At 51.0% G+C, this 23783-nt stretch carries 21 protein-coding genes; 15 read left to right on the top strand and 6 right to left on the bottom strand.

The genetic code is table 11. The annotated features are described in order from the left end of the window. Positions 1-130 precede the first annotated feature (130 nt). From OHJ21_RS29195 to OHJ21_RS29185, 3 genes are all read left to right on the top strand, one after another. Positions 131-904 carry a DeoR/GlpR family DNA-binding transcription regulator gene (locus tag OHJ21_RS29195; RefSeq protein ID WP_100541133.1) on the top strand — a complete coding sequence of 258 codons (774 nt, stop codon included), beginning with the start codon at positions 131-133 and terminating at the stop codon, positions 902-904. Beyond that, complete coding sequence (locus OHJ21_RS29190; RefSeq protein ID WP_100541134.1) at positions 904-1755, top strand: DMT family transporter; 852 nt, start codon at positions 904-906, stop codon at positions 1753-1755. Before OHJ21_RS29195 ends, OHJ21_RS29190 begins: the two co-directional genes overlap by 1 nt. A 104-nt stretch (positions 1756-1859) precedes the next feature. Continuing rightward, positions 1860-2663 (top strand): alkaline phosphatase family protein, encoded by an 804-nt coding sequence (locus tag OHJ21_RS29185; protein ID WP_100541135.1) that lies wholly within the window; start codon positions 1860-1862, stop codon positions 2661-2663. Positions 2664-2763: 100 nt separating this feature from the next. On the opposite strand, the gene OHJ21_RS29180 is transcribed toward OHJ21_RS29185, so the two are convergent. Both OHJ21_RS29180 and OHJ21_RS29175 read right to left on the bottom strand, forming a co-directional pair. Then, entirely contained in the window at positions 2764-3294 is a 531-nt protein-coding gene (locus tag OHJ21_RS29180) for a cysteine hydrolase family protein (protein WP_100541136.1), read from the bottom strand. Positions 3295-3453: 159 nt separating this feature from the next. Beyond that, positions 3454-3933 carry a MarR family winged helix-turn-helix transcriptional regulator gene (locus OHJ21_RS29175; protein WP_486021910.1) on the bottom strand — a complete coding sequence of 160 codons (480 nt, stop codon included), beginning with the start codon at positions 3931-3933 and terminating at the stop codon, positions 3454-3456. 350 nt (positions 3934-4283) lie between these two features. Between OHJ21_RS29175 and OHJ21_RS29170 the strand changes: the two genes are divergently transcribed. The 5 genes from OHJ21_RS29170 (at position 4284) to OHJ21_RS29150 (ending at position 11852) form a co-directional block, all read left to right on the top strand. Then, the gene (locus OHJ21_RS29170) at positions 4284-5378 is read left to right on the top strand and encodes a GntR family transcriptional regulator (RefSeq protein WP_100541138.1); all 1095 of its coding nucleotides are present in this window, start codon (positions 4284-4286) and stop codon (positions 5376-5378) included. A gap of 33 nt (positions 5379-5411) precedes the next feature. Beyond that, a complete protein-coding gene (locus OHJ21_RS29165; RefSeq protein ID WP_486021908.1) occupies positions 5412-7604 on the top strand; it encodes a GH92 family glycosyl hydrolase in 2193 nt (730 codons plus the stop codon). 238 nt (positions 7605-7842) lie between these two features. Further along, on the top strand, positions 7843-9510 hold the full coding sequence (locus OHJ21_RS29160) for a spore germination protein (protein ID WP_486021906.1): 1668 nt from the start codon (positions 7843-7845) through the stop codon (positions 9508-9510). Positions 9511-9540: 30 nt separating this feature from the next. After that, on the top strand, positions 9541-10650 hold the full coding sequence (locus tag OHJ21_RS29155; protein ID WP_486021904.1) for a spore germination protein: 1110 nt from the start codon (positions 9541-9543) through the stop codon (positions 10648-10650). Continuing rightward, positions 10647-11852, top strand: coding sequence for a Ger(x)C family spore germination protein (locus tag OHJ21_RS29150; RefSeq protein ID WP_100541142.1), 1206 nt, complete (start codon positions 10647-10649; stop codon positions 11850-11852). The genes OHJ21_RS29155 and OHJ21_RS29150 overlap by 4 nt, the downstream gene beginning before the upstream one ends. Before the next feature lie 43 nt (positions 11853-11895). Here OHJ21_RS29150 and OHJ21_RS29145 read toward each other — a convergent pair whose 3' ends face one another. Then, positions 11896-13311 (bottom strand): hypothetical protein, encoded by a 1416-nt coding sequence (locus tag OHJ21_RS29145; protein WP_100541143.1) that lies wholly within the window; start codon positions 13309-13311, stop codon positions 11896-11898. A gap of 195 nt (positions 13312-13506) precedes the next feature. Between OHJ21_RS29145 and OHJ21_RS29140 the strand changes: the two genes are divergently transcribed. From OHJ21_RS29140 to OHJ21_RS29120, 5 genes are all read left to right on the top strand, one after another. Then, entirely contained in the window at positions 13507-14208 is a 702-nt protein-coding gene (locus tag OHJ21_RS29140) for a response regulator transcription factor (protein ID WP_100541144.1), read from the top strand. After that, on the top strand, positions 14205-15215 hold the full coding sequence (locus OHJ21_RS29135) for a sensor histidine kinase (RefSeq protein WP_486021901.1): 1011 nt from the start codon (positions 14205-14207) through the stop codon (positions 15213-15215). The genes OHJ21_RS29140 and OHJ21_RS29135 overlap by 4 nt, the downstream gene beginning before the upstream one ends. A gap of 429 nt (positions 15216-15644) precedes the next feature. Then, positions 15645-16415 carry an ABC transporter ATP-binding protein gene (locus OHJ21_RS29130; protein WP_100541146.1) on the top strand — a complete coding sequence of 257 codons (771 nt, stop codon included), beginning with the start codon at positions 15645-15647 and terminating at the stop codon, positions 16413-16415. Then, positions 16390-18321 (top strand): ABC transporter permease, encoded by a 1932-nt coding sequence (locus tag OHJ21_RS29125; protein WP_486021899.1) that lies wholly within the window; start codon positions 16390-16392, stop codon positions 18319-18321. The genes OHJ21_RS29130 and OHJ21_RS29125 overlap by 26 nt, the downstream gene beginning before the upstream one ends. 2 nt (positions 18322-18323) lie before the next feature. Continuing rightward, positions 18324-19412, top strand: coding sequence for a DUF418 domain-containing protein (locus OHJ21_RS29120; RefSeq protein ID WP_394059313.1), 1089 nt, complete (start codon positions 18324-18326; stop codon positions 19410-19412). Here OHJ21_RS29120 and OHJ21_RS29115 read toward each other — a convergent pair. The 3 genes from OHJ21_RS29115 to OHJ21_RS29105 all read right to left on the bottom strand — a co-directional run bounded on the left by OHJ21_RS29115 (position 19407) and on the right by OHJ21_RS29105 (position 21721). Beyond that, complete coding sequence (locus OHJ21_RS29115) at positions 19407-20096, bottom strand: hypothetical protein (protein WP_394059311.1); 690 nt, start codon at positions 20094-20096, stop codon at positions 19407-19409. The two genes, OHJ21_RS29120 and OHJ21_RS29115, sit on opposite strands and share 6 nt — an antisense overlap. 244 nt (positions 20097-20340) lie before the next feature. After that, entirely contained in the window at positions 20341-21147 is an 807-nt protein-coding gene (locus tag OHJ21_RS29110; protein WP_100541150.1) for a phosphotransferase family protein, read from the bottom strand. Positions 21148-21169: 22 nt separating this feature from the next. Then, the gene (locus OHJ21_RS29105; protein WP_486021896.1) at positions 21170-21721 is read right to left on the bottom strand and encodes an SgcJ/EcaC family oxidoreductase; all 552 of its coding nucleotides are present in this window, start codon (positions 21719-21721) and stop codon (positions 21170-21172) included. 86 nt (positions 21722-21807) lie between these two features. Between OHJ21_RS29105 and OHJ21_RS29100 the strand changes: the two genes are divergently transcribed. Next, positions 21808-22686, top strand: a complete 879-nt coding sequence (locus tag OHJ21_RS29100) for a MerR family transcriptional regulator (RefSeq protein ID WP_100541151.1) — start codon at positions 21808-21810, stop codon at positions 22684-22686. 181 nt (positions 22687-22867) lie between these two features. Then, positions 22868-23632: an SDR family oxidoreductase gene (locus tag OHJ21_RS29095; protein WP_100541152.1), complete on the top strand. Its 765-nt coding sequence runs from the start codon at positions 22868-22870 to the stop codon at positions 23630-23632. Positions 23633-23783: the final 151 nt, after the last annotated feature.

Below are 23783 nucleotides of genomic sequence, written 5' to 3'. Positions count from 1 at the left end.
ATATTAGAGGAGGAAACGCCGAAAAGTCAATGATTTTTCGTTGACAATATCGTTTTTTCAGCCTAATATAAGATCGAATCCACATCTTCGGTCAACATCAGTCATATACAATATTGAGGTGAATGAATTTATGTCTGTAACCTATGAGGAACGCAGGGGGAAGATCTTAAATCAATTGGAGCTTGAAGGCAAGGTGAAAGTCCACGCCCTTGCGGAGCAGCTGGAGGTATCCGCGGAAACGATCCGGAGGGATTTGGATCGGTTAGAGAAAGAAGGCAGGCTGCGCAAAGTTTACGGCGGCGCCGTTAAATCGCGTTCCGGGCATATCGAGCCGTCCTTTACCAGCCGTTCCCAGACCTGCGCAGAGGAAAAGGCCGCGATCGGTAAACTCGCCGCTTCCCTAGTCAAGGAAGGGGAGACCATTCTGCTGGATAACGGAACCACTACAATTGAAGTTATGCGTTATCTGAAGGACCGGTCTGATGTCACGGTCATCACCCATTCGCTGCCTATCCTGAATCTGGCAATGGAGATTTTTCAGGGGAAGATTATTTATATCGGCGGGGATATGGACCGGACCAAACAAGCCGCAACAGGTCCTCTGACCGAATTGCTGCTGGAACAGTTCAAGGTTAATAAAGCGTTTATCTCGGTCGGCGGTATTTCATTAACCGATGGCATTACCGACTATGATCTGGATGAGGCCTACATATCGCGAAAAATGCTGGAGCGTTCGGAGGAAGGCATCGTTCTTGCCGATCATACCAAGCTCGGGGTAACTACGTTCTCGAAGCTCGCCAAACTGGAGGACATCTCCATGGTTATCACAGATCCGGGCTGTTCACAGGAATGGGTGGATAATCTGTCCGCCCGCAGCATTGAAGTACTTATCGGACATTTCTGATGGAGCTGCTATCACTGCTGCTGGTGCTGTCTTCCGGTCTGACCCATGCCCTGTGGAATCTATTCACGAAGCGAAGCATTCATAAATCGGTGTTTCTGTGGTGCATCCATTCTGTCACCTTAATCCTCCTGATGCCTAATTTTCTCATGGAGATGTCAGGGCTGAAGCTGGAACCGCATATTTACGGACTTATGCTTCTGTCCATGACCATCCAGGGCTTCTATATCACGCTGCTCTCCAAAGCCTATACTCATGGCGATATGTCCCAGGTATACCCGTTTATGCGAGGGCTTGGCGCCATGCTGACTTCGCTGTGCAGCCTCGTGTTGTTCCATGAGCATCTAAGTGCAGCGGGTTATATGGGCCTGAGCATCATTATCTTTTCGTTGTTTGCTTTATCGGGTTTGAGATTCAGAGGCCCTTCCAGCCTGAACCCCAAAGCCTTAATCTATTCCTGCCTGGTCGGGCTTTGCATTTCCGGATATACGCTGACCGACAAGGCCGTTCTGGATGCGGGGGTCTCCCCTATCGCGCTAATCCAATTATCCAATATCAGTTATTTCTTCGCTCTGATCGTTCCCGTGATGCTGTCCAGACAGCTGAAACAGGAATGGTCGGTGAACTGGCGCACGATTCTGCTGGGCTCCATCCTGGCACCGGGCTCTTACTTGCTGTTCCTGTTCGCCATGCGGCTCACCCCGCTTGCCCACATCGCGCCGGTCCGTGAAATCAGCACGGTATTCGGCACCATACTCGGCATTATCGTTCTGCGTGAGCAGCAAGGCTGGCGGCGTATCATTATGTCCGTGCTCATCACGCTAGGTATCATGACCATAGCCTTATGGGGGTAGAAATCGCCATCCCATGTAAGCAATCCTGTACACATTTTGCATAATCGTCTTATTCAGCTTCAATACATAAAGATCAAATGGTTCTTACCGAGGAGGATGTATCGATGGCTAAACGTGTCGTTATTCTTGGAATTGATGGAGCAGGCAGGTTTGTTCAAGAAGCGGACGCACCGCATCTTCACGCCCTGCTGCAAGCAGGAGCATACTCTTACGATGCTCAGACGGTGTTTCCCAGCATCAGCGCTGAATGTTGGGGCTCGTTGTTATATGGCGTAAACCCGGGCCAACACGGTCTTGATAATGACCGGGCGATTCACCAGCATATTCCGGAGAGCTTCCCCTATGCGTCGCTATTCAAGCTGGCCCGCCAGCAATGGCCGGACGCTCCCCTGTCTGCATTCAGCTGCTGGGAACCGATCAACACAGGAATCATTGAGAATACGATCAACGTTCATATGGAATCTAAACCGGACCCCGAGCTGACGGAAGCCATTGTCGATTATATCCATCAGCAGCCCGACTTCAAACTGATGTTCATTCAGTTGGATCACCCCGACGGTGCGGGCCACAAGTACGGATTCGGTACCGATAAACAGCTGGAGCAGATTGCCGTTACGGATAAGTACGCAGGTATGATTGTCAAGGCACTGGATGATCAGCAGCTGCTGGAAGACACCTGGATCATCACGGTCACGGACCATGGCGGCGGAGCCGCTCATCCTAATGACCACGGCAGCGACCACCCGATGGACATGACCATCACCTGGGGGATTACGGGGCCGGGCGTAAAACCCGGCCTTCTCGATGCACCGATCAGCATCATGGACACGGCTGCCGTCATCGGTCATGTGCTGGGGCTGGGCGCACCGGATTGCTGGGAAGGAAAGATACCTGAAGGAATATTCTAATCCGGAAATCCGAGTTATGGCAAAAGCCCGTTCCAATTGATGAATCACTTTCACTTACCTATCCAATATACTTTCTGAGAGCTTAAAAAAAAGCCGGCGATTACACGCCGGCTTCTGTCGTTAAGACGATCTCTTCCGTTGTCTTTAGATCCGCAAACCATCTCAGGGTAGCGTTCACATGATCTATGATCTGCTGCGCGGTTAACACTGAATTGTTCCAGGTGCTGTGGGCATCCGTCACCAGCGTGACATCATAGCCCAAACTGGATGCTCTCCTGCACGTGGTATCTACACATAACTCACTCTGCATACCCGCCAGAATGACATGTTCGATGCCCTTTCGTTTCAGTTCTTCCTCAAGCGTTGTATTAAAGAATGAATCCGGTCTAGTCTTCTGAATAATGGTATCCGACATCGCAGGCGCAATCTCGCGGTTAATCTTCCACGCCTCCGACCCTGCCTTCAAGCCTTCGTCATTATGTTGTATGTAAAAGACTGGAATGCCGCCGCTTCTGGCTTTTGCGATCAGCTGCTTGAGATTGTGGAGCAATCGATCCCCTTCAAACACCGGATCATTCTCTTGAAACATCTCATTCTGCACATCAATGACCAATAGCGCACTCTTCTTCAACTACAACACCCTCCTGTACGATCAATTTACTCATCGACTTTATTATAGAACGAACGTTCCTGTTATGTATATGAAAATTTAGATCTCTCACCAAAAAATGGACCCGCTCCACGCCAAAAAAGGAATCCCTCTCTTAGGACTCCTCTTCGTCTCCTTCAGCTACTCTTCCTCGACGATAACCTCCGGGGTTGCCGACTTTTTCTTTACATTATACTGATGAAGCTTCCTCATCGTCTTGTAAAGCTGCTGCAACTCCTGTTCATCCAAAATGTCGAACATAGAGGTTTGGAAATCCGACAGCAGCGGGATAATTTCTTCCAGCAAGGCCTGTCCCTTATCGGTTAGCGAGATATACTTTACCTTCCAATCCTGCTTGCGGACAATCAGGCCCAGCTTCTCCAGTCGTTTCACCATATGGGAGACACCGCCGCCGCTAATGGAAAGATATTCGGCCAGCTCCTGCTGTGACAAAGGTTGGTGCGCGAAGACCTGGATCAAGACGTCGAATTGGGCAACCGTGATGCAGAACGGCTGCAAGAATTCATTCGAGAGGTGATTACCGATCTGTTGAAAACGGGTGATCCGAATCCAGGACAGCATGGCTAATCGGTTCTCCTGATGAAACCCCAATTGTTTCATTGACTCCCTTCACCTCCCCTACCATAATCACAGTCAATTTATCACTCAAGTGATGAACTGTCAAATCAACATCCGCAGGAATATTTGTTATACCAATAGATGGCTATATCCTTTTATTATATATATCATTTTTAATCACTTCAATCTATTGGTGCCAGGAGTGTCTAATCTTGAAATATAACCGTGGAAACGATACTATGAGCATAGAATCTTTGAACTAGATACACCACGAGCAGTGTATTCCTTTTGTATATTCAAACATAACAACTGTAACTTTTTATCAAAAGTAGCATTAGACTTTGACATAAACGCCACAAAATGATATATCAAATTCAGAGAGGAAATCCACTATGGAACAAATTCCACTATATCAACATATCGTAAATGCTCTAACGGCCAAGATTGAATCCGGGGAACTCCAAGCCGGAGATCAGCTTCCGACCGAAGCTGAGATTTCGAAAGAGTACAACGTCAGCCGGATTACCTCGAAGAGGGCGCTGACCGAGCTGGAGAATGCCAAGCTGATCTACCGGATCCAAGGCAAGGGAAGCTTCGTGAGCACAGACAAGGCACCTCACAGGCCCCTGGGCAAGACCAGTAAGGAGATCCTGCTGATTCTGCCGTTCGCCCATAACCCGGGACTTGGAGATTATGAAAAAGGCATCAACCAATTTCTCGCAACAACCGACTATACCTTGAACATTCAGTCCAATACGATTGTCGGACAGCGGAAGCTGCTGGAGTCCGCGCTTCACAGCACCAATTCGGGGCTGATTCTCTACCCGATCAGCAGCATCTCCGATCTTGGCATTCTGTACCAGTATCACCTGGCAAAGTACCCGCTGGTGACGATGGATAAATGCATTGAAGGCATTCCATTCCAGTCGGTTGTCTCCGACAACTTCGGCGGCGGATACCAGGCCTCCAAACATCTGATCGAGAATAATCATAAGAAAATCGCCTTTATCTCCTCTTTGAAGGTAGAGAACTCTTCCTCGATCCGAGAGCGGTATTTCGGTTATTTGAAGGCTCTATATGATTACAGCCTGATCGATTACAGCGTCAATGACTTGACCGACCGGTACTTAACCCATGACAACGACAACGGCAGAGAATACTATATTCAGTTTATTCAATCCGTTGTGACACAGGGAATTACGGGTATTGTTGCCGAGAATGACCTGATTGCGATCGAGATCATTCAGATTGCCAAAGAACTGGGCCTGTCGGTACCGGATGATTTCTCTATAGTAGGCTTTGACAACATTCATCTCGCGGGCTTCGTTGAACCCAAGCTGACCACCATATCCCAGGACTTCGAACAGATGGGATATCAGGCTGCGCGAAGCCTCATCACACTGATCGAGAATCCCCTGGATCATCCTCATGAGAATACCGTGGTTCCCGTTCGTCTCATTGAACGTCAGACCGTGAAGAAGCTGTAACATCTATTTTTATGAACCAAAGGAGACTCTAACATGCTGAACTATATCGATACAAGGCAAGGAACCAACAACCAATACACCTATTCCAACGGGAATGCGCTCCCTTATACGGGTGTACCTTTCGGTATGAACCACTTTGTTGTCCAGACCAAAAACGAAGGAAGCTGGTTCTTCAACCCCAATGACCGTGTCTTCCAAGGCATTCGCCTGACACACCAGCCAAGTCCATGGATGGGAGACTTCGCCCACTTCCTGATGACTCCGATTGCGGACGACAAAATCAGAGGGTCCGTCTTCACCTGTCAAAGCTCCTACCGTCCCGAGGAAGCGATATTCAAGCCCCACTATCTCAAAGTGAAGCAGCAGCGTTATAACATCACCACAGAGCTGGCTCCCAGCACCTATGGTGCGGCACTGCGCATCAAATACAATTCCGGGCAGCAGGCAGGCTTCGTGCTGAACGTTCATAACAAAAGCGAGTTCCGCTTGGATGCAGCCCAGCGCAGACTAACCGGCTTTGTCAGCAACTTCGCAGATTGTCACGATAAAGAATTCCGTATGTACGTGGCCATGAGCTTCAGCAAGGACATGGATCTCTCCACGACAGGTTATTACGACGCCGAAGGCCAGTTCTTCCCTGAGGTTGCCTTTGGCAATGTGGACCAGCATGTCGTCATTCGCTTCAATGACTGCGAAAGGGGCACGCTGGATGTTAAGCTGGCGACCTCCTTCATCAGCCTGGAGCAAGCGGAGCTTAACCTTGCACGCGAACGGAACACATCCCTGGATGAGCAGAAGGAATTGGCGGCACAAGCCTGGAATCATTACCTGAACAAAATCCGGGTCACTCACTCGAACGAAGAATATATGCGCACCTTCTATACTTGCCTTTACCGCATGTTCCTGTTCCCGCAGAAGTTCTATGAGCTTGATGCCAACATGGAGCCGGTTCATTACGATACAACCGCCCGATCCGTCAAAAAAGGCGTTCTCTATACCAATAACGGCTTCTGGGATACTTACAAAACCGTATATCCGCTCTATTCCATCATCGCGCCGAAGGAATATGAGGAAATGCTGGAGGGCTTCCTGAATTCCTACCGCGAGACCGGCTTCCTGCCGAAATGGTTGTCCCCGGATGAGCGCGGACTGATGCCGGGCACGCTTATTGACGCCGTCATTGCGGATGCAGCGGCTAAGGGATTGGCCCAGCATCTGCTGCCGGAACTATTGGAGGCCATGCTGACCGCAGCCACTACGCAGAGCGGGCAGAATTGCTATGGACGTCAAGGAACGCTGGACTACATCAAGTACGGTTACGTTCCGAGCAGCTATCACGAGAGCGTGAACCACACGCTGGATTACGCATACAGCGACTACTGCATCAGCCGCGTGGCCGATGTATTGGGCCGATCGGATGTAGCCGAACAGTACAGACAAAGCGCGCTCAACTACAAGAATATTTTCGATGCGGAAACCGGGTTCATGCGAGCAAAAGATCAGAACGGCCAGTTCCGTCCGGATTTCAACGATACGAGCTGGGGTCTCGATTATGCCGAAGGAAGCGCCTGGCAGACCAGCTTTGCGGTATTCCAGGATTTCCAGGGCTTGATCGAAGCGTACGGTTCGAAGGAACGCTTTTTCGACAAAATCACCCAATTGTGCAATAAAGCACCGGACTTCGACGTGCGGGGCTATGGCTTTGAAATTCATGAGATGAGTGAGATGGCTGCCATTGATTATGGCCAGCTGGCGATTTCCAACCAGCCGAGCTTCCATATTCCTTATCTGTTCAACTATGTAGGGCAGCCCGCATCGTCCCAGGTTGTCCTCAAACAGCTGATGTCGAACCTGTTCAACAGCGGCTTTGACGGCTTCCCGGGCGACGAGGATAACGGCAGCATGTCCGGATGGTATGTGTTCAGTTCCATGGGCTTCTATCCGGTATGTCCGGGCAGCAATGAATATGTTCTCGGCATTCCACTATTCGACAGCGTGAGCATTGAGCTGCCAAGCGGCAAACAGATGTTGATTCATACCGACAACAACAATCCACAGTCCAATTTCGTGGCAAACGTTCAATTGGAAGGACAGGATTACACCAAACTGTACATTACGCATGAGGATATTCTAGCAGGCAAGTCCCTTGAATTCCGTCTTGGACTGGCTCCAAGCTACCGTCATTACAGTGCGGAGGAACTGCCGTTCTCGATATCGAAAAAGTAAGAACTACAGCTTAACTTGCATAATAAGAACAAGGGGCATCCCATCAGGTCAACGGCCTGGGGATGCTCTTTTTTGTGCATCCATCTGTTTAGTCATTCTTTCATAATCGGGGGAGTCGGTCCCGTGGGTCCCCTTCTCTAATAATGAAAAAACAGGAATTTTCAAGATCACCTCGGGTAACAATACACATGATTCACATTATGATCCTATTGCTAAGAAATTGCGGGGTGATTTTCCGTTGTGGTCCGTCATTGTATCTCATATTCCGAAGTGGACGCTATGGGTTCAAGCCTTTCTACTCGTGCTGGTACCCATCCTCTTTCTGGTGTTGACCCATTGGTTTCGGAAATCTATTAATTCGAGTTACTCCCTCAAGCCGAGCGAGCCTTCTCCCCCCAAGAGGGAGGATAGTGTCTCGCCGCAAGTTCTTATTACAGGACTTTACGATACGGATTTAATGTCCGTCCGTAAAGCCATCGGTAACAATGCAGACGTGGAAATCAGGGAATTTACGATCCGGGGCACGGGAACGCGTGCAGCTATCGTTTTTGTTGACGGATTGATGGACAACGATCTTATGGACACCCATCTCATAAGACCCCTCATGTTGGGGGGAATTCCGGAAGCGGAGCAGGATAACTTCAATCATTCAAGTGACTCGATTAAAGCCTATATCAGCAGCCAGATGCTTCCTGTAAGTGAGATAAAGCATATCAGTGGACTATTGGAACTTGTACAAGCTGTTCTTGCGGGCACAACCGGTTTGTTGGTAGATGGAATGCAAGGAGCCTTTCTGGTTGGTTCAGCCAAGGGGAAGAGTCGAAGTCTGGAGGAGCCTCTATCCGAAGCCCTTCTTCGTGGTCCCCGTATTGGGTTTACCGAAAGACTGTCAGACAATACAGGCATGCTTAGGCTTCACGGAAAGAACGAAAGTCTTCAGCTCACCCGTTTCGAGGTAGGAAACCGGGTAAAAAAGGATCTGGTCATCGCCTATATGAAAGATATCGCCGACCCGAAGCTGATCGATGAGGTCGTGACGCGAATTCAGAAGATCGAAATTGATGATCCTCTGGAGTCGGGATACATCGAGCAACTGATTGAGGAAAATGTCATGAGTCCTTTTCAGCAAGTGCAGAACACGGAAAGACCTGACAGGGTAATCGGGGCTTTACTGGAAGGGCGGGTAGCTATCCTTCTCGACGGAACGCCGTTTGCCTTAATTGTGCCGGTCACGTTCAGTATGCTGCTGCAATCACCGGAGGACTATTACGAGAGATGGATCTCGGGGTCCTTTGTCCGCTTGCTGCGCTTTCTATCCGCGCTGTTGGCACTTCTTGCTCCGGCACTGTACATTTCGTTTATTTCGTTTCATCCCGGTCTAATTCCGACCAAGCTAGCGTTAACAATTATTGAAACTAGGCAAGGTGTGCCTTTTCCTTCACTTATCGAAGCGCTCATCATGGAGATTGCCATTGAAATATTACGGGAGGCCGGTATCAGATTGCCCAAACCAATCGGACCTGCCATGGGTATCGTAGGTGGTCTGATTATTGGCGATGCTGCTGTAAATGCCGGAATTGTCAGTCCGTTTCTCGTGATTGTCGTGGCCGTAACCGCGATCTCCTCCTTCACCATCCCGGTCTACAGTGCCGGCATTACACTGCGCGTTCTCCGATTTACCGCGATGTTCTTTGCGGCAGTGCTTGGACTGTTTGGAGTCGTTATGTTCTTCCTTCTTCTCTGCAGTCACTTGGTCAGATTGAAGAGCTTTGGCGTGCCTTACGCAAGCCCCATGGTGCCTTACGGCATCAGTGACTTGAAGGACTTCTTCATTCGGTTCCCGCTGAAAGTGATGAAGAAACGACCCCAAATGTTAAAGCCGAACGACCCTGACCGCAGAAATTAATCATCCTAAGCACGAAATGAGGCTAAGACCATGAGCAGCATTACTAACAGCACCTATGATCAGATCACCACATCTCAAGCGGCCGTCATGATCATTAACTACATGCTGGGTGCCGGTATCCTGACGCTACCAAGAACGACGGTCGAGGCTGTCAAAACGCCGGACGTGTGGATCTCAATCCTCATCTCCGGTTTGATCATCCTATTGGCAGGGTGGATCGTCGTGGCGTTATGCCGAAGATTTCAGGGAAAAACGTGGTTTCAGTTTGTGCCTGAGATCACCGGGAAATGGCTGGCTTTTGTTTTAGGTCTGGTGTTTATTGGTTATTTCATCACCATTGCCGCTTTTGAGATCCGGATTATGGCGGAGGTAACGGGGTTATACCTGCTGGAAGGCACACCCGTTTGGGCCATCGTGATGACCTTTATGTGGATCGGTCTGTATTTGACCACCGGGGGGATCAACAGCATCGCCAGAATCTGTGAGATCATTCTGCCGATTACGCTGGTTTTTTTCCTCATAGCGATCCTATTGAGCAGCACTATTTTTGACATCAAAAATTTAAGGCCGGTACTCGGCTCAGGGTTTATGCCCGTGATTCGGGGGTTAAAGCCATCTTTGCTATCTTTTACGGGTTACGAGATCATGTTCGTTGCCATGGCGTTTATGAAATCTCCCAAAAAAGGTGCAAAAGCCATGCTCGTTGGCATTACGGTTCCCCTGGCCATCTATTTAATCACCGTCATTATGGTGATTGGCGGGCTGTCCATAAACGGAGTTGAGACAAGAACATGGCCGACACTGGACTTAATGCGGAGTTTTGAAATCCAGGGACTGATATTCGAGCGCTTTGAGTCCTTGCTGCTTGTCATCTGGATCATGCAAATATTCTCGACCTTTGCGGTAACGCATTACGCAGCCTCGCTAGGATGGTCTCAGCTGCTGAAGACGAATATACGACCTTTTTTCTTTATTCTGCTTCCTGTCATCTTCCTCATCTCGATGATTCCGAAGGACGTTTCGGAAACATTCAAGATGGGAGATACCGTAGGCAACATGTCGATCTATTTATTCGGCGGACTGCCGCTCATACTATTACTGATCAGCATCGCCCGCAAGAAAGGTGTGAAGCCGAAATGAACAGATATGCACGATATGTGACGGCAGTAACGGCCAGCGTCCTGCTGCTGCTGACAACCGGCTGCTGGAGCAGCAACGAGATCGAGGATGTCAGCGTCTATGTAGGTTTGGGACTCGATGCAGCGAACGAATCCAAATTCGAACGGGATATCAACAAACAAGGGGCATCCTACCCCAAAAGGAAAGTGCTGACGGCAACGGTTCAGATTGTACCCCCGATTACGGGTAAGAACGAGAAGCAAGGCGGCTCCGGCTCGTCCTCGCCAAGCAAGGCCTATCTGAATGAACAATTAACGGGAGATTCCCTCATTCAGATCTTCCGCCAATTTTCACTGCGAAGAGACCGTCCGCTTATCGGCCATCATCTCAAGGTCATCGTGGTTTCGAGCGAATTAGCCAGAAAGTACAGCCTGGAACAAGTATTTGACTTTATTCTCCGCGATAACGATATACGCCCTAGCTGCCTAGTAGTAGTAAGCCACCGAAGCGCGTTTGAAGCTTTAAGCTCCACTGAACCCGGGGAAATCCCTGCCTTCTATTTAACGGGACTCGTGGATAACCGGTATCGCTCCAACAAGATCCTCCCCCCCGTGTCACTGATCAAACTCGACAGCAACATGCAATCAGGGGCGAGCTTTCTATTACAGAATGTCGTGACGGCCCAAAACGAGCATAAATTTTCGGGGGCGGCCATTTTTAAAGGGAAGACCAAAAAATGGATCGGGGAACTAAGCCAATATGATCTTGAAGGCTTATCCTGGATAAAGGAGGACGTGATGGGTGGGGCGCTGAAGACGTACGCGCATAAGACGGGGCATACCGTAACCTATGAGCCCAAGAATTCCCATAGCACCATCATTCCTAAGGTTCGGGGAGATGAAATTTCATTTCATATCAAGATCCATTCAGAAGGCAGATTAATCGAGGATTGGAGCTTTCCGGAAATCCCCTCATCCGGGCAATACATCAAAGAAATGGAGCGGCAGTTTGAAGATGAGGCCCGTAAACAGATCGAACAAGTCCTGAATAAAATGCAGCATGTCTATCATGTTGACGTAGGGGGCTTTGGAGAGGAGCTCCGGATCAAACATCCACAATTATGGAAGAAACTAAAATCGGACTGGGATGAAACCTTTAGCCATGTCCCGATTACGTATGAGGTCAGCATGAACATCACGGATTTCGGTTCCTCAACAGATTAAACGAGCGCTGACAACATAGTCAGCGCTCTTATTTTTGCTTAATTTACACCAGAAACATCGCAACAACCGTGGTAACGGCAAGGCCCAACAGCACCGGCTTCAGATTCCGCCTTGCCAGCTCGAACGGGCTGACCCCGCATATGGCTGCAGCAGGGATCAATGCCCATGGGATGAGCGTGCCGCCGCCTACCCAGATGGCGGCAACCTGGCCAAGCGCCGTCAGGGTAGCCGCCCCTGAACCGATGGCCGTTGCAAACAACTGCGCGATCGAGCCGGCAAGCGATATACCCGAGAAGCCCGAACCGTCAAGACCCGTTATAGCGCCGGTGATCGTCAATGTCACCGCACCCACCGCCCCGTTAAGCGGCACCGCATTCGCAAGGGCAACCCCCAGGTCGTTCACGATCCCATGGGATGCTTCCGGAAGCACGCTGCCGAACAAATCGGTGAACGCTGCATCCCCCAGATAGAAGAAAGCCGCAATGGGAATGACGGGACCGAATACCTTAAAACCAAACATAAGGCCCTCGATCAAGTACGAGGTGACCTTCTCCAATCCGCGGTTGCGATGAGCGACCAGCGTAATGATGCTGAGGATCAGGACGGCTGTTCCGCCTACCAGGGCCGTGGCGTCACCGCCTTGCAGCTTCAGGATGAACATAGCCGCCACGTCTGCCGCAAACAGGAGCAGGATCGCGATGGCCAGCCATTTTTTCATGCCGGGAGAAATGGGGGCCGCGGTATCATCCTCATCGGTACGCGTGGTCAACGCGTCTCCCGTTCTTTTGATGGTGACCAATCCATCTCTCCAGCTGCCGTTTTGCTGATCTCTTTTCATCATCCAAAATGCCGCCACGGTTGTCACCAGTCCCATCACGATCACGAGCGGCACACTTGCGGCCATGACGCTGGATACAGGCAATCCGGCGGCATCGGCAGTCAATTTAGGCGCACCCTGGATAATATAATCGCCCGATAGCGCGATGCCGTGCCCGAACAGATTCATCGCCACGGCCGCTCCCAGGGCAGGCAACCCCACCCGGATGGCAACAGGGAGCAGGACCGCCCCGATCAACGCCACCGCCGGTGACGGCCAGAAGAAAAAGGATGTAGCCATCATGATGATGCCGATGCCCCAGTATGCCATCGCGGGAGTACGGAGAAAACGAGTTAACGGGGCTACCATCGTCTCGTTGATCCCCGTCTTGATCAAGACCCGGCTCATCGCCACGATAATGGAAATGATCATGATTGTGCCCATCAGCTCTTTGGTCGCGTAGATGAATGAATGAAAGACACCGGAGACCGAGCCGCTCAGCGTTTCCGTTGCCAGAAGGCCAAGCGCGAATATTCCGGTAATGCAAATCAGCGTCGTATCGCGCCGCCGGATCAACAGCGTCATGATCAAGACGATAAACGCCAGGTACACCCAGTGAATCGCAGTTAAATGAATTCCCATATGAAGCCACGCCCTTTCCCAGGCAGCAGGTTTTATGTGACTACATCTTATGCATGGGCCTGGGCAAAGGTTAATTCAGATCGACCAAGTGGTTGCCTCCTATTCGGAATCTGGGACCACTGGATTTCCAACGTCATCTCCAATTCGGTATAGTAAGTACATGATGTAGTTTAGGAGTTAAAAGGAGCTGGAACCGTGTATACCATCCTGATTGTGGAAGACGATGAACGAATCGCGGATAAATTAAGATCGGCTATTTCCAAATATGATTTCAACGTACGGATTACCGAAGACTTCAGCCGTGTGATGGACATTTTTACGGATACGAAGCCGGACCTGGTTCTGCTGGACGTCAATCTGCCGAAATTCGACGGGTATTATTGGTGTAGGCAAATCCGTACCCAATCGCACTGCCCGATCATCTTCATCTCGGCACGCGACAGCGGCATGGATCAGATCATGGCGCTGGAAAACGGGGCGGATGATTATATTACAAAGCCGTTTGACATGGAGCTTGTTCTGGCCAAAATCCGCAGCCACCTGCGCCGTGCAGTCGGTGCCTATGCCTCCGGTCAGGAGGATGAGCAAACCGTCGAAAGCGCCGGTCTCATCATCTATCCAGAGCGATTCGTTGTAACTTATGGAGACGAGTCAGCCGAGCTTACCCAGAAGGAAGCAGCCCTGCTGACGATGCTAATGGAAAAAGACGGCCGTGTGGTCAGCCGCGAGCGGCTGCTGGACCTGATGTGGGAAGATCAGCACTTCATTGATGACAATACGTTAAATGTTTATATTACAAGGGTTCGCCGCAAGCTTCGTGAGCTTGGCGCCGGAGATCTTATCGAAACCGTCCGGGGAGCAGGCTACCGGTTCATGACAGGCAGGGAGCCCTTATGAAACTTTTCTTGCGGGAGCATCTCCCGCTCATGCTGTTTTTTACCGTTCAAATGCTGCTTGTCCCCCTGCTGTACTGGCTTACCGGTGAAGGCAGACCCTTTACTGTCGTGCTATACGGGGTGCTGTTAAGCAGTGTCGTGCTGCTTCTCTATCTTGCATACCGGTATCTTTCCCATCGCACGATGTATCAAGAGCTTTCTTCCGAGGAGCTCTCGAAGAAGGAATTCTCTAACCCTCCCCTGGGTGAAGCGCCGCTGCCGGAAGCGATCCACGAGCGGATCGGCCATTATGAGCGCTTATACCGCGAGCAGCTGCATCGGCATCAAAGCGGAACCGACCAGCACCTGGCCTTCGTCAACCGCTGGGTCCATCAGATGAAGACCCCGCTGTCGGTGATTCAGCTAACACTCGATGAAGTCGAAGAGGCACCCGCCGAACATATACGGGAAGAGCTTGATCGCATTCGCAAAGGCCTCGAAATGGTGCTGTATACCGCACGCCTGGACCGGTTCGAGCAGGATTTCAAGGTAGAAGCCGTCGGACTCCGTGCCGCGGTAAGCGAATCCGTCGTGGAGAACCGCAAGCTGTTCATTCGTAAAGGCATTACGCCGGTGTTCCAAATCGATGATCAAATCACCGTCTATACGGATGCCAAATGGTTCCGGTTCATGCTGGGCCAGATTCTGACGAATGCCGTGAACTACTCGGGCAGCCCCGGGAAGAAGATTCAATTAACCGCAGAGAAAGCGGGGAAGAACATCAAACTTCATATACGTGATGAGGGTATCGGCATTGCGCCGGAGGACATCAACCGGGTGTTCCATCCTTACTTCACCGGAGAGCGTGGTCGGCAATATCACGAATCCACCGGCATGGGCCTGTATCTTGTTCGTGAAATTGCCCATAAGCTTAATCACTCCGCTCAACTGGAATCCACGCTTGGTGAGGGAACCACCGTCACCTTGACGCTGCGGAAAGCAGTACATCAAGACACATCTCCAACTTAGGTGTGTCTTCATTTCATTTCGCGATATCCCCAGCATACGAACAGAATATGCGAACATAACCTTATGGCAGATGTAAGCTCCGGTTCACCTAAATCCATAGCACGGTCAAGTCAGTATACGATAAAGTTAGGTTACACTAAGATGTTGTTCAAAAAGTCGTCTTTTGATCACGAAGGGAGTCAAGAAGTAACTCGGCATCGAATCTTGAATTCAGCCGGGCCTAAGCAGATGCTTCCGAAGTATGTTTCCTGCGGAAACATTTCAGGTGCTCACGTACCCAAAACAAGCAGATGCTTCCGATGTCGTTTTCTGCGAAAACGTGTAGCTCCGCTCCTCACTCCCTAGCTTCATCCAACCTTCTCGGTGCTGAAAATCCGACTTTTTGAACTCGCACACTAAAGAGGTATACAGAAAGGGGCTTCCGGGTTTATGGATATTCTTGAAGTAAAAGCATTAAACAAAGTATATGCGGGCAAAGTGGCGACACAAGCTCTTACCGATATTCATCTCACCATTCAAGAGGGAGAATTCGTCGGCATCATGGGCCCTTCCGGCAGCGGTAAAACCACCCTGCTGAACATGGTATCCACCATCGATCGTCCAAGCTCGGGCGAGGTCAAGATCGGGGGCAAAAATCCTTATACCATGAAAAAAAGCGAGCTTGCCCACTTCCGCCGGAGACAGCTCGGCTTTGTGTTTCAAGATTTCAATCTGCTCGATACGTTAACGGTTGCCGAGAATATCGTGCTTCCGCTTACGCTGGACCGCCGTCCACTCAAGGACATGGAGTCAATGCTGCAGCAAACCGCTTCCCGTCTTGGCATCCGCGAAATTTTGAATAAACGCGTGTACGAGATTTCGGGAGGTCAACGACAGCGCACCGCGATTGCCAGGGCGATTATCGGCGCGCCTCTGTTACTGCTTGCGGATGAGCCTACAGGAGCACTCGATTCCAACTCCTCACGGATCGTGATGGAGTCGTTAGCCGAGATCAATGAGCGGGATCGCACCACATTGATGCTGGTTACGCATGATCCTCTGGCCGCAAGCTATTGCAACCGCATCGTCTTTATTAAAGACGGCAAGCTGGCCGCCGAAATTCACCGCGGAGAGAACCGGCAGGCCTTTTTCCAAAAAATCATCGATACGCTATCGTTCTGGGGAGGGAATACAAGTGAGCTTTCCTCAATTCGCGTTTAACAACGTCCGGCGTAACGCGCGTCAATATTTCGCTTACCTGCTTAGCAGCTCGTTCATGGTCATGATCTTCTTTACGTATGCGGTATTCATCTATCATCCGGCCATCGAGAATTCGCCTATGGGTACTATGACGCGTACGGGAATGACCATTGCCACCGTGATCGTCTATGTGTTTGCGTTCTTATTCGTGCTGTATTCGATCAGCGTCTTCCTGAAGTCGCGGAACCGCGAATTCGGCATTCTTACGATCCTTGGAGCGGAAGCCAAACAGATTAATTGGCTGATCTTCCTGGAGAACGTTCTGATTGGCGCCATTGCCATCGTAACGGGCATCGCCAGCGGAATGCTTCTATCCAAGGTATTCCTGCTCATCAGCACCAAAGTGATCGATATGGACGAGCTGCCGTTCTATTGGCCGTTCAAAGCCATGCTGCTGACAGCCGGTGCTTTCACTGCGCTGTTTCTCGTCATCTCGCTCTTCACCTTGTTGTTTATCCGGAAGAATCAAGTCCTGGAGCTTCTCAAAGGCACCAGCAAACCGAAAACCGAACCGAAAGCCAATCTATTCCTGGCCATCTTGGGCGTGGTGCTGCTTACCATCGGCTTTACCGTCCTTCGCGTCAAAGAGTTAGACCCTGTGGGACTGATGATCGCTGCGGTTACGGGAATCATGGGCACGTATTTCTTCTACTCCCAGCTATCCGTGTGGGTTGTCCGCATGCTGCAGCGAAACCGCGCGACAACCTGGAAAGGGACGAACCTGCTGTGGATTTCCGAAATGAGTTACAAGATCAAGGATAATGCCCGCATGCTGTTTTTGGTCACGGTTGTCGTAGCGCTCGCTTCCATGAGCACCGGCTTCGTGCTGGCCATGCAGCAATCAATCAAATCGGTATATCTGGATAATCCGTATGCGCTTAACTACAGCTACTATAGCAATGCCGACGAGACGAAGGCGCAGGAAGAATTGGCCCGGATCGAAAATCGTCTGCAGGCAGAAGGGCTCAGTTATAAACGGGCGGGCGTCGAGACCATCTACTATCGCTTGTCTGCGAACGGGGAGGGCTCCTTACACATCATGCCGCAATCCCATTACGATCATCTGGCCGCCATCACGAATGCCAAGCCGGTTGGGTCACTCGGCGAGAATGAAGCCTTATTGGCGGAAACCCCGAATGCAGCGAAGAAGAGTAAAGGAACGCTAACGGAGACGGATATCGAATTATCCGGTCAGTCCTACTCTTTCAGCTTGGAGAACCGTACAGACCGGATTGCGGCTGTGGTATACAGCGGCAGGCTGCTGGTCGTGACGGATACCATGTTTGAAGAGCTACGGGGCGGGCCCAAAGCAGATGAAATCAGTGTGACTCATACGTATCCGTTTATTCTTCCCGATTCCCAAGGACTCCCCCAGAAGGATGATCCTGAAACCAAGCTCGGCCTTGAGCTGTCGGAGTGGAACAGAAGTGTACTCAGTGAAGGTTATATAGAATCCAGGGCGGAGAACTATTACACCAATAAACAAGGATTTTCGTTATTCAGCTTTATCGGGGTGTTTGTCGCCTTGATCTTCTCGATCTCAACCGCAAGCTTCCTGTATTTCAAGCTGCATACGGAGCTTTCGGCCGACCAGGCGATGTACCGCTCCCTGTCCAAGATCGGACTGAGCACACGGGAGATGAACATCTCCGCAACCGTTCAGATTGCCGTGCTGTTCTTTATTCCCATCCTTGTTGCAGCCTTGCAGTCCTTGGTCGTGCTCGACCCAATTCTCGGATACCTGGATGTTCCGAATGTAAACGGACCTGTATTGGCAGCCTCATCGGCATTCCTGGCCGCCCAAATGGTTTATTTCCTGATCGCCAGAGCCCGTTATATTAAATCCGTGAACAGGATGATGGTGTGATCATGCATGAAGGACAACACGGGACCGCAGCTCAGCATCGGCCTGCCATTGGAAAGGGACGATTACATTTTTTAGACCAGTTCAGGGGGTTTGCCCTGCTTGGTCTGCCGTTTGTTAACGTATTGGCGCTCTGGCTCATCGCCACGCCGGAAACCGCAGCGGATTTTTGGCTGCAGCGAGGGCTTAACTTTTTCGTGGAAGCCCGATTCTACACCATCTTCACGTTCCTGTTCGGACTCGGGTTCTATATGTTCCTATCCCGAAGCGCTGCGACGGATGGACGGCCAAGACTTCGGCTGTATATTCGCCGGTTAGTCGTTCTGGTTCTGATCGGCGTCATACATCAGTTATATCAATCGGGTGAGGCCTTGTTTTATTATGCGATTGTTGGTCTGCTGGCGATCCCGTTTTATTGGGCACCGCGGAAAGTTAATCTTGGTATCGGATTGGCCGGGTTTACGGTTGCGGCCGTCATGGGATTCAAGCTGCTTACCATCCCGTTTCTGATCCTGTTAGGGCTGGCCGCAGGCCAATATCGATTACTCGATGCGATCCACAATGGATTTAGATTACGCTCGTTGCGCATGATTTGGGTACTGTCTTTGCTAGGAACGATCATCGTCATCGCCACGATGTGGCGGGTGGCACCTTCCGAGCCTATGCCTTCCTTTTTATTCGAGGTAGAGGGCGTGCCGCCGTCACCAGCCATGGAAGCGGCCTTTACTCTGGCACATATCGGGGTGGCGACAGGCCCTCTCGTATCTGTATTTTATCTAAGCTCGCTCTTAATGCTTGAGCGTACCCGCCTAGGTGCAAAGATGCTGTATCCGTTGCAGGCATATGGGCGGACGGCGCTCACCAACTACATTGGGCAGACCGTCTTTCTGGTAGGTATTCAGCGCTTGATCCTAAACACCTCGCCCACCACGTATGTCGTATCCACGCTCGTTTCCTTAGGGATTGTGGTCTTCCAGATCATAGCCAGCAATCTGTGGATGCGTTGGTACCAATACGGACCTCTCGAATGGATATGGCGATGCGGTACCTATTGGACCATCGTGCCAATTCGCAAAAAAACAGGAGTCCTATAGGGCCCCTGTTTTTTGGGTTTGTTGTTGCCGAGTGACCATATAAACTCCCAATATCAGCGTCCATATAAAAACAGGACCCGAGGTGACCGGGTAGATGATAACACTGAGTTTTGGAAGCAGCAGTGCTACAGGTATTCCAAGCGCTCCCCACACCCCTGCTCCTATGCCTACCCATGCCATAAACGGTTTCATACTACCTTCAGAGAGCAGCGACATGCCAAGCAGGCTAATTCCGATCCAGGCCAGCATCATGGCAAAATCTCCGGCCATAATACCGAACGCAAATAACCCGACACCCAAGGCGGACGTTCCTGGATCTTGAACCGAGTCCCACTCCTTGGCCAGCACCGGGAGAACGGTTAATTCCATCGCGAGTATGAGCACCCATATCGTCATCGCCGCAATGAACAAGCGGGCAGCCATCACCGCAGCCGGGCGTCTACCGGCCACAGTCTCCCCTAAAGACAGTCCTCCAAGCCATAATAATATAGCTGTCAGCATCAGGCTGTGATCCCATTGCCAATAGGTCAGCATGTCCGGAATCATAGAAATGACATGATGACCCGTCCACGGATCGGTAGCTGGAGGGTGCATAAGCGTAGCTATAACAAACAGCGCGCCGCCCAATAAAATGCTGATGCCTGCATAACGGCTAACTTGCGTATTTTCCTTCCATTTGCTCATGAGGGATTCCCGCCTCCTGCTTCGTCGTCTATCTATCCTTATACTTCCCGTTCGGTATTGAAACTAGAAGCTTGAGATATTCCGGCAACATTGGTGAAAGGTGACCCTGCATAGCGCTCTTCTTATCCCTCCTGTTCCCTCCCGCTATTTCATCCTCCGCTCCAGGCGCCTGATCTCCTGTTCGATTACAGTCCTGTCTGCGGACAGCCCAGGAAGTACAATATCTTATGAGTCCTGATCTCTATTAAGCATAAACACGCAGCCGATCATCAATGAGACCCAGCAGCCATGCTCTTTCTCCAGGGACATCCTCTCTCAGCCTGGCTGCCGCTACCGGCAGCATCCAGCGGTCGATCTCCTCCATCTTTGCATGAGATAATCGACGATATTCATTCAGGTATATTTTATTCCACAGGATTCGGGCCATCCGAAGCGGAATCGCCATAAGGCTCGACTGTTCGAGCGGATGAAAAGGAGATTGAAACATCAGGGATGTCCTGGCGACGTCGCATAGAGGGTCACCAATCGTGGCGTTATTCCAATCGATCGCCCGGTATCCGCTCTCCGCCACGATCACATTGTCCGGGTGGAAGTCGCCATGACAGATGGAGTCCCCCTCAGGATAAGAGTCCAGTACCTTGCATATGGCCTGCGCCTTTCCCTGCAGGATGCCGCTTGCATCAAGAATTGCATGCTCCAGCCTTTCCTTTTGCGGCGGCAGCAAGGTTGTCGTGCAGCCATGCATCGCATGTTGGAGCCGTGCCATCTCACGGGCGCACTTCGTGAGCTTGCGCGGTGACGATTGAACCTGATGCAGCATCGACGGTCCTGTCACCCGTTCATACACCAGTCCCGTTCGTCCCTCGATATCCACCATGTCAAAGACGGCAGGGGTAGGCACGCCCGCTTCCGCAACGATGCGGCCCATCTCCGCCTCATAGGTCACCCATTCCGGGGGGTACCCTTCATAATACAGCTTTAGAGCCTGAGACTCTCCCCATTCATACACCTCTGCGCTCCTGCCTCTTCCAATCTCTATACCCTTCTTCAAAGCATTTCCTCCGCTTCCTACGTCAGCTGGATTTTGATTTCGAACGCATCATCAACCGCTGAATCCAGCCTGGCCTCTGAATCCGGCAGTTATGAAATGCGGATATCTTCCATTCCCCGTTCACCTTGATCAGCACGTTGGTATTAATGGAAAAGCGGCCGGTGGGCGGCTTCTTATGAAATCTGAGCTGCACCGCTCCCGTAGCCTGGGCTATCGCAAGCTCCGGGGTCAGGAAACGCAGCTGGGTCGGGGTTGGTCCCGCAACCAGCTTGGAGTCTCGCAGCACCCCATCCCACAGCTTCTGATGAACCTCATCGATCTCTTTGCGGCCCTTCAAGTGTTGTCCGCTAAACGTGACGTAATCCGCATCATCCGTAAAACATTCCGCATAAGCCCGGCCATTCCCTTCTCCCCACGCCTTGGACAGCGAATCGAATAACGTTTGGATCGCCTGGCGATCCTCGTACGTTCCGTTCATCAGCCTCATCCCCATTCCTTTCTTGCTCTTAAGCGGGATCACGAATCTTCTTTGAACACATTGTACGATAATCCGACCGAATTGAATTCCCGCCACGGGATGAAAACCGGCTCGGTCTTGGGACCGAGTTGTTCCTTCAGATCCGGCGAGTTGCGTTCTTTACGCAAGCAGGAGCGCGAGATATGATATCGTTATCGACGAGAGACCGAATCGTAAAGGAGGTTGCAACCGGCATGATGAAGATCAGCGCTTTTGCCAAGGTCAGCGGCATTTCCATCAAAACATTGCGGTATTATGATGAGCTGGGCCTATTGAAGCCGGCCCATGTTGATGAACAAAGCGGATACCGTTACTATTCCGAGGAGCAGCTTCTGATCGTTAAGCGGATTGCCGCCTACAAGGAACAGGGGTTTACCTTGGAACAGCTCAAACCTTTTTTTGAAGAGGATATAGAAACCGATGTCGTCAAGAACAAACTTGCGGATAAAATGACGGAGCTTCAGCATGCGATGCGGAGCCTCCAGCTGCAGTTGGATGAAGTGAACAACAGGATGACGCGCTTGGAACGATCCGAAGCAGGGAATCCGGGTGGCCCCACTATCCGGGAAGTCCCATCCCAGCGTGCCGCTTTCATTCGTGACCAAGTCGCCCGCAGCCAGCTATGTCTCTTGCTGGATGAGATTACGAAATATGCTGCCTCTTATGGAGAAGAGGAAGCCAGGCAGCTAACCATTCTTTGGCATGACCACGGCAGCGGGAATGCCGACATCGCCGATATTGAGGTCGCAGTCCCCATAACTAGGGACATCCCTGCTAATGGGCGCGTTCGTGTGGACTTTCTACCGCAGCTGATATCTGCCGCATCTCTTGTACATCGTTGTGATCCATGCATCCATAGCTGCCCCGTTATACCCGAGCTCAAGGCATGGATTTCGTCCCAAGGCCTCGTTCAATCGGACCGGGAACCGATCCGCGAGATCTATCTCACCTCGGATAAAGATATCTATGGTAAGCAGCGCCCTGCGGAATTGCTTATCCCCCTACAAGGTAACGCGGAGTAACCCTTCCTTGCCGCGAGGGCTACCGAAACGAAAGTCGACCCATCCTCTATCCGTACTTGCAGCAGCGGTACTCCGGCATGTCTTTTTTTGCTGTTGAATAAAACGCTTCCCGCCCTCTTGACTCTCCCCTTAACAGGAGAGTGTACAGTAGCGTTAAATCGAACAAGAGGAGTGGGGTTTCATGAAACGATTAGAAGACAAAATCGCATTGGTTACAGGCGGAAGCCGAGGCATCGGCAAAGGAATCGCCCTTCGGTTAGCGGATGAAGGGGCTCTTGTCGTTGTGCATTACGGAACCCGCCGGGATGCTGCGGATCAGGTTGTCCAGACCATACAAGATCAGGGTGGGCGAGCTATCGCCCTAGGCGCCAAACTGGAATCGGTAAACGGAGCAAAAGGACTCATTCATTCGCTGGAGGAGGAACTTGTTCGCGTAACGGGGGACAACCGTTTCGATATTCTGGTGAATAACGCAGGCATCGGAACCTCCAACACCTTTGAAGAGACGACCGAGGAAAGCTTCGATGAGCTGCTTGCCGTCAATGTAAAAGCACCGTTCTTCCTGGTCCAACAGGCGCTGCCGCTCCTTCGTGACGGCGGACGCATCGTCAACATCTCCTCCGGTGTTACGCGTATCGCCTATCCGCATATTATGGCTTACAACATCACCAAGGGTGCCATCAATACGTTCACGTTGCATCTCGCCAAGCTGCTTGGTCCACGCGGGATCACGGTGAATGCGGTTCTTCCAGGCATCGTGGATACGGATGTGAATGCTTCATGGCTGCATACGCCGGAAGGGCAGCAGCATGCCGCGGAGATGTCCGCGCTTGGCCGAATCGGTCAGCCGTCGGATATTGCGGATGTCGTAGCGTTTCTGTCATCGAGCGACGGGCGCTGGGTGACGGGCCAAATGGTTGACGCAACCGGCGGCTCTCATCTGTAACTATAAGAAAAACGTCAATCGACGTACTCTCAAAGAAGACAGACCGCGTTTGGCGGTAGTTTTTCTTGCGATATCAGGCAGCAGATCCTCCGAAGTTTATACTTTCTGATATCTTAAAAAGAGGCGATCCTTGCCTGGCATCAACGCCAAG

Source organism: Virgibacillus sp. LDC1 (assembly GCF_025792345.1).
Classification (GTDB): domain Bacteria; phylum Bacillota; class Bacilli; order Paenibacillales; family Paenibacillaceae; genus Paenibacillus_AQ; species Paenibacillus_AQ lautus.
The sequence above is the reverse complement of the archived record's forward strand: the minus strand, read 5'-3'. Positions and strand labels throughout refer to the sequence as shown.

Excerpts from the sequence above, each read along its gene's own strand:
- OHJ21_RS29155 (WP_486021904.1), top strand. The coding sequence starts at position 9,541 with ATGAGCAGCATTACTAACAGCACCTATGATCAGATCACCACATCTCAA.
- OHJ21_RS29135 (WP_486021901.1), top strand. The coding sequence starts at position 14,205 with ATGAAACTTTTCTTGCGGGAGCATCTCCCGCTCATGCTGTTTTTTACC.
- OHJ21_RS29145 (WP_100541143.1), bottom strand. The coding sequence starts at position 13,311 with ATGGGAATTCATTTAACTGCGATTCACTGGGTGTACCTGGCGTTTATC.
- OHJ21_RS29150 (WP_100541142.1), top strand. The coding sequence starts at position 10,647 with ATGAACAGATATGCACGATATGTGACGGCAGTAACGGCCAGCGTCCTG.
- OHJ21_RS29190 (WP_100541134.1), top strand. The coding sequence starts at position 904 with ATGGAGCTGCTATCACTGCTGCTGGTGCTGTCTTCCGGTCTGACCCAT.
- OHJ21_RS29115 (WP_394059311.1), bottom strand. The coding sequence starts at position 20,096 with ATGAGCAAATGGAAGGAAAATACGCAAGTTAGCCGTTATGCAGGCATC.
- OHJ21_RS29165 (WP_486021908.1), top strand. The coding sequence starts at position 5,412 with ATGCTGAACTATATCGATACAAGGCAAGGAACCAACAACCAATACACC.
- OHJ21_RS29170 (WP_100541138.1), top strand. The coding sequence starts at position 4,284 with ATGGAACAAATTCCACTATATCAACATATCGTAAATGCTCTAACGGCC.
- OHJ21_RS29095 (WP_100541152.1), top strand. The coding sequence starts at position 22,868 with ATGAAACGATTAGAAGACAAAATCGCATTGGTTACAGGCGGAAGCCGA.
- OHJ21_RS29185 (WP_100541135.1), top strand. The coding sequence starts at position 1,860 with ATGGCTAAACGTGTCGTTATTCTTGGAATTGATGGAGCAGGCAGGTTT.
- OHJ21_RS29175 (WP_486021910.1), bottom strand. The coding sequence starts at position 3,933 with ATGAAACAATTGGGGTTTCATCAGGAGAACCGATTAGCCATGCTGTCC.
- OHJ21_RS29120 (WP_394059313.1), top strand. The coding sequence starts at position 18,324 with ATGCATGAAGGACAACACGGGACCGCAGCTCAGCATCGGCCTGCCATT.
- OHJ21_RS29130 (WP_100541146.1), top strand. The coding sequence starts at position 15,645 with ATGGATATTCTTGAAGTAAAAGCATTAAACAAAGTATATGCGGGCAAA.
- OHJ21_RS29100 (WP_100541151.1), top strand. The coding sequence starts at position 21,808 with ATGATATCGTTATCGACGAGAGACCGAATCGTAAAGGAGGTTGCAACC.
- OHJ21_RS29195 (WP_100541133.1), top strand. The coding sequence starts at position 131 with ATGTCTGTAACCTATGAGGAACGCAGGGGGAAGATCTTAAATCAATTG.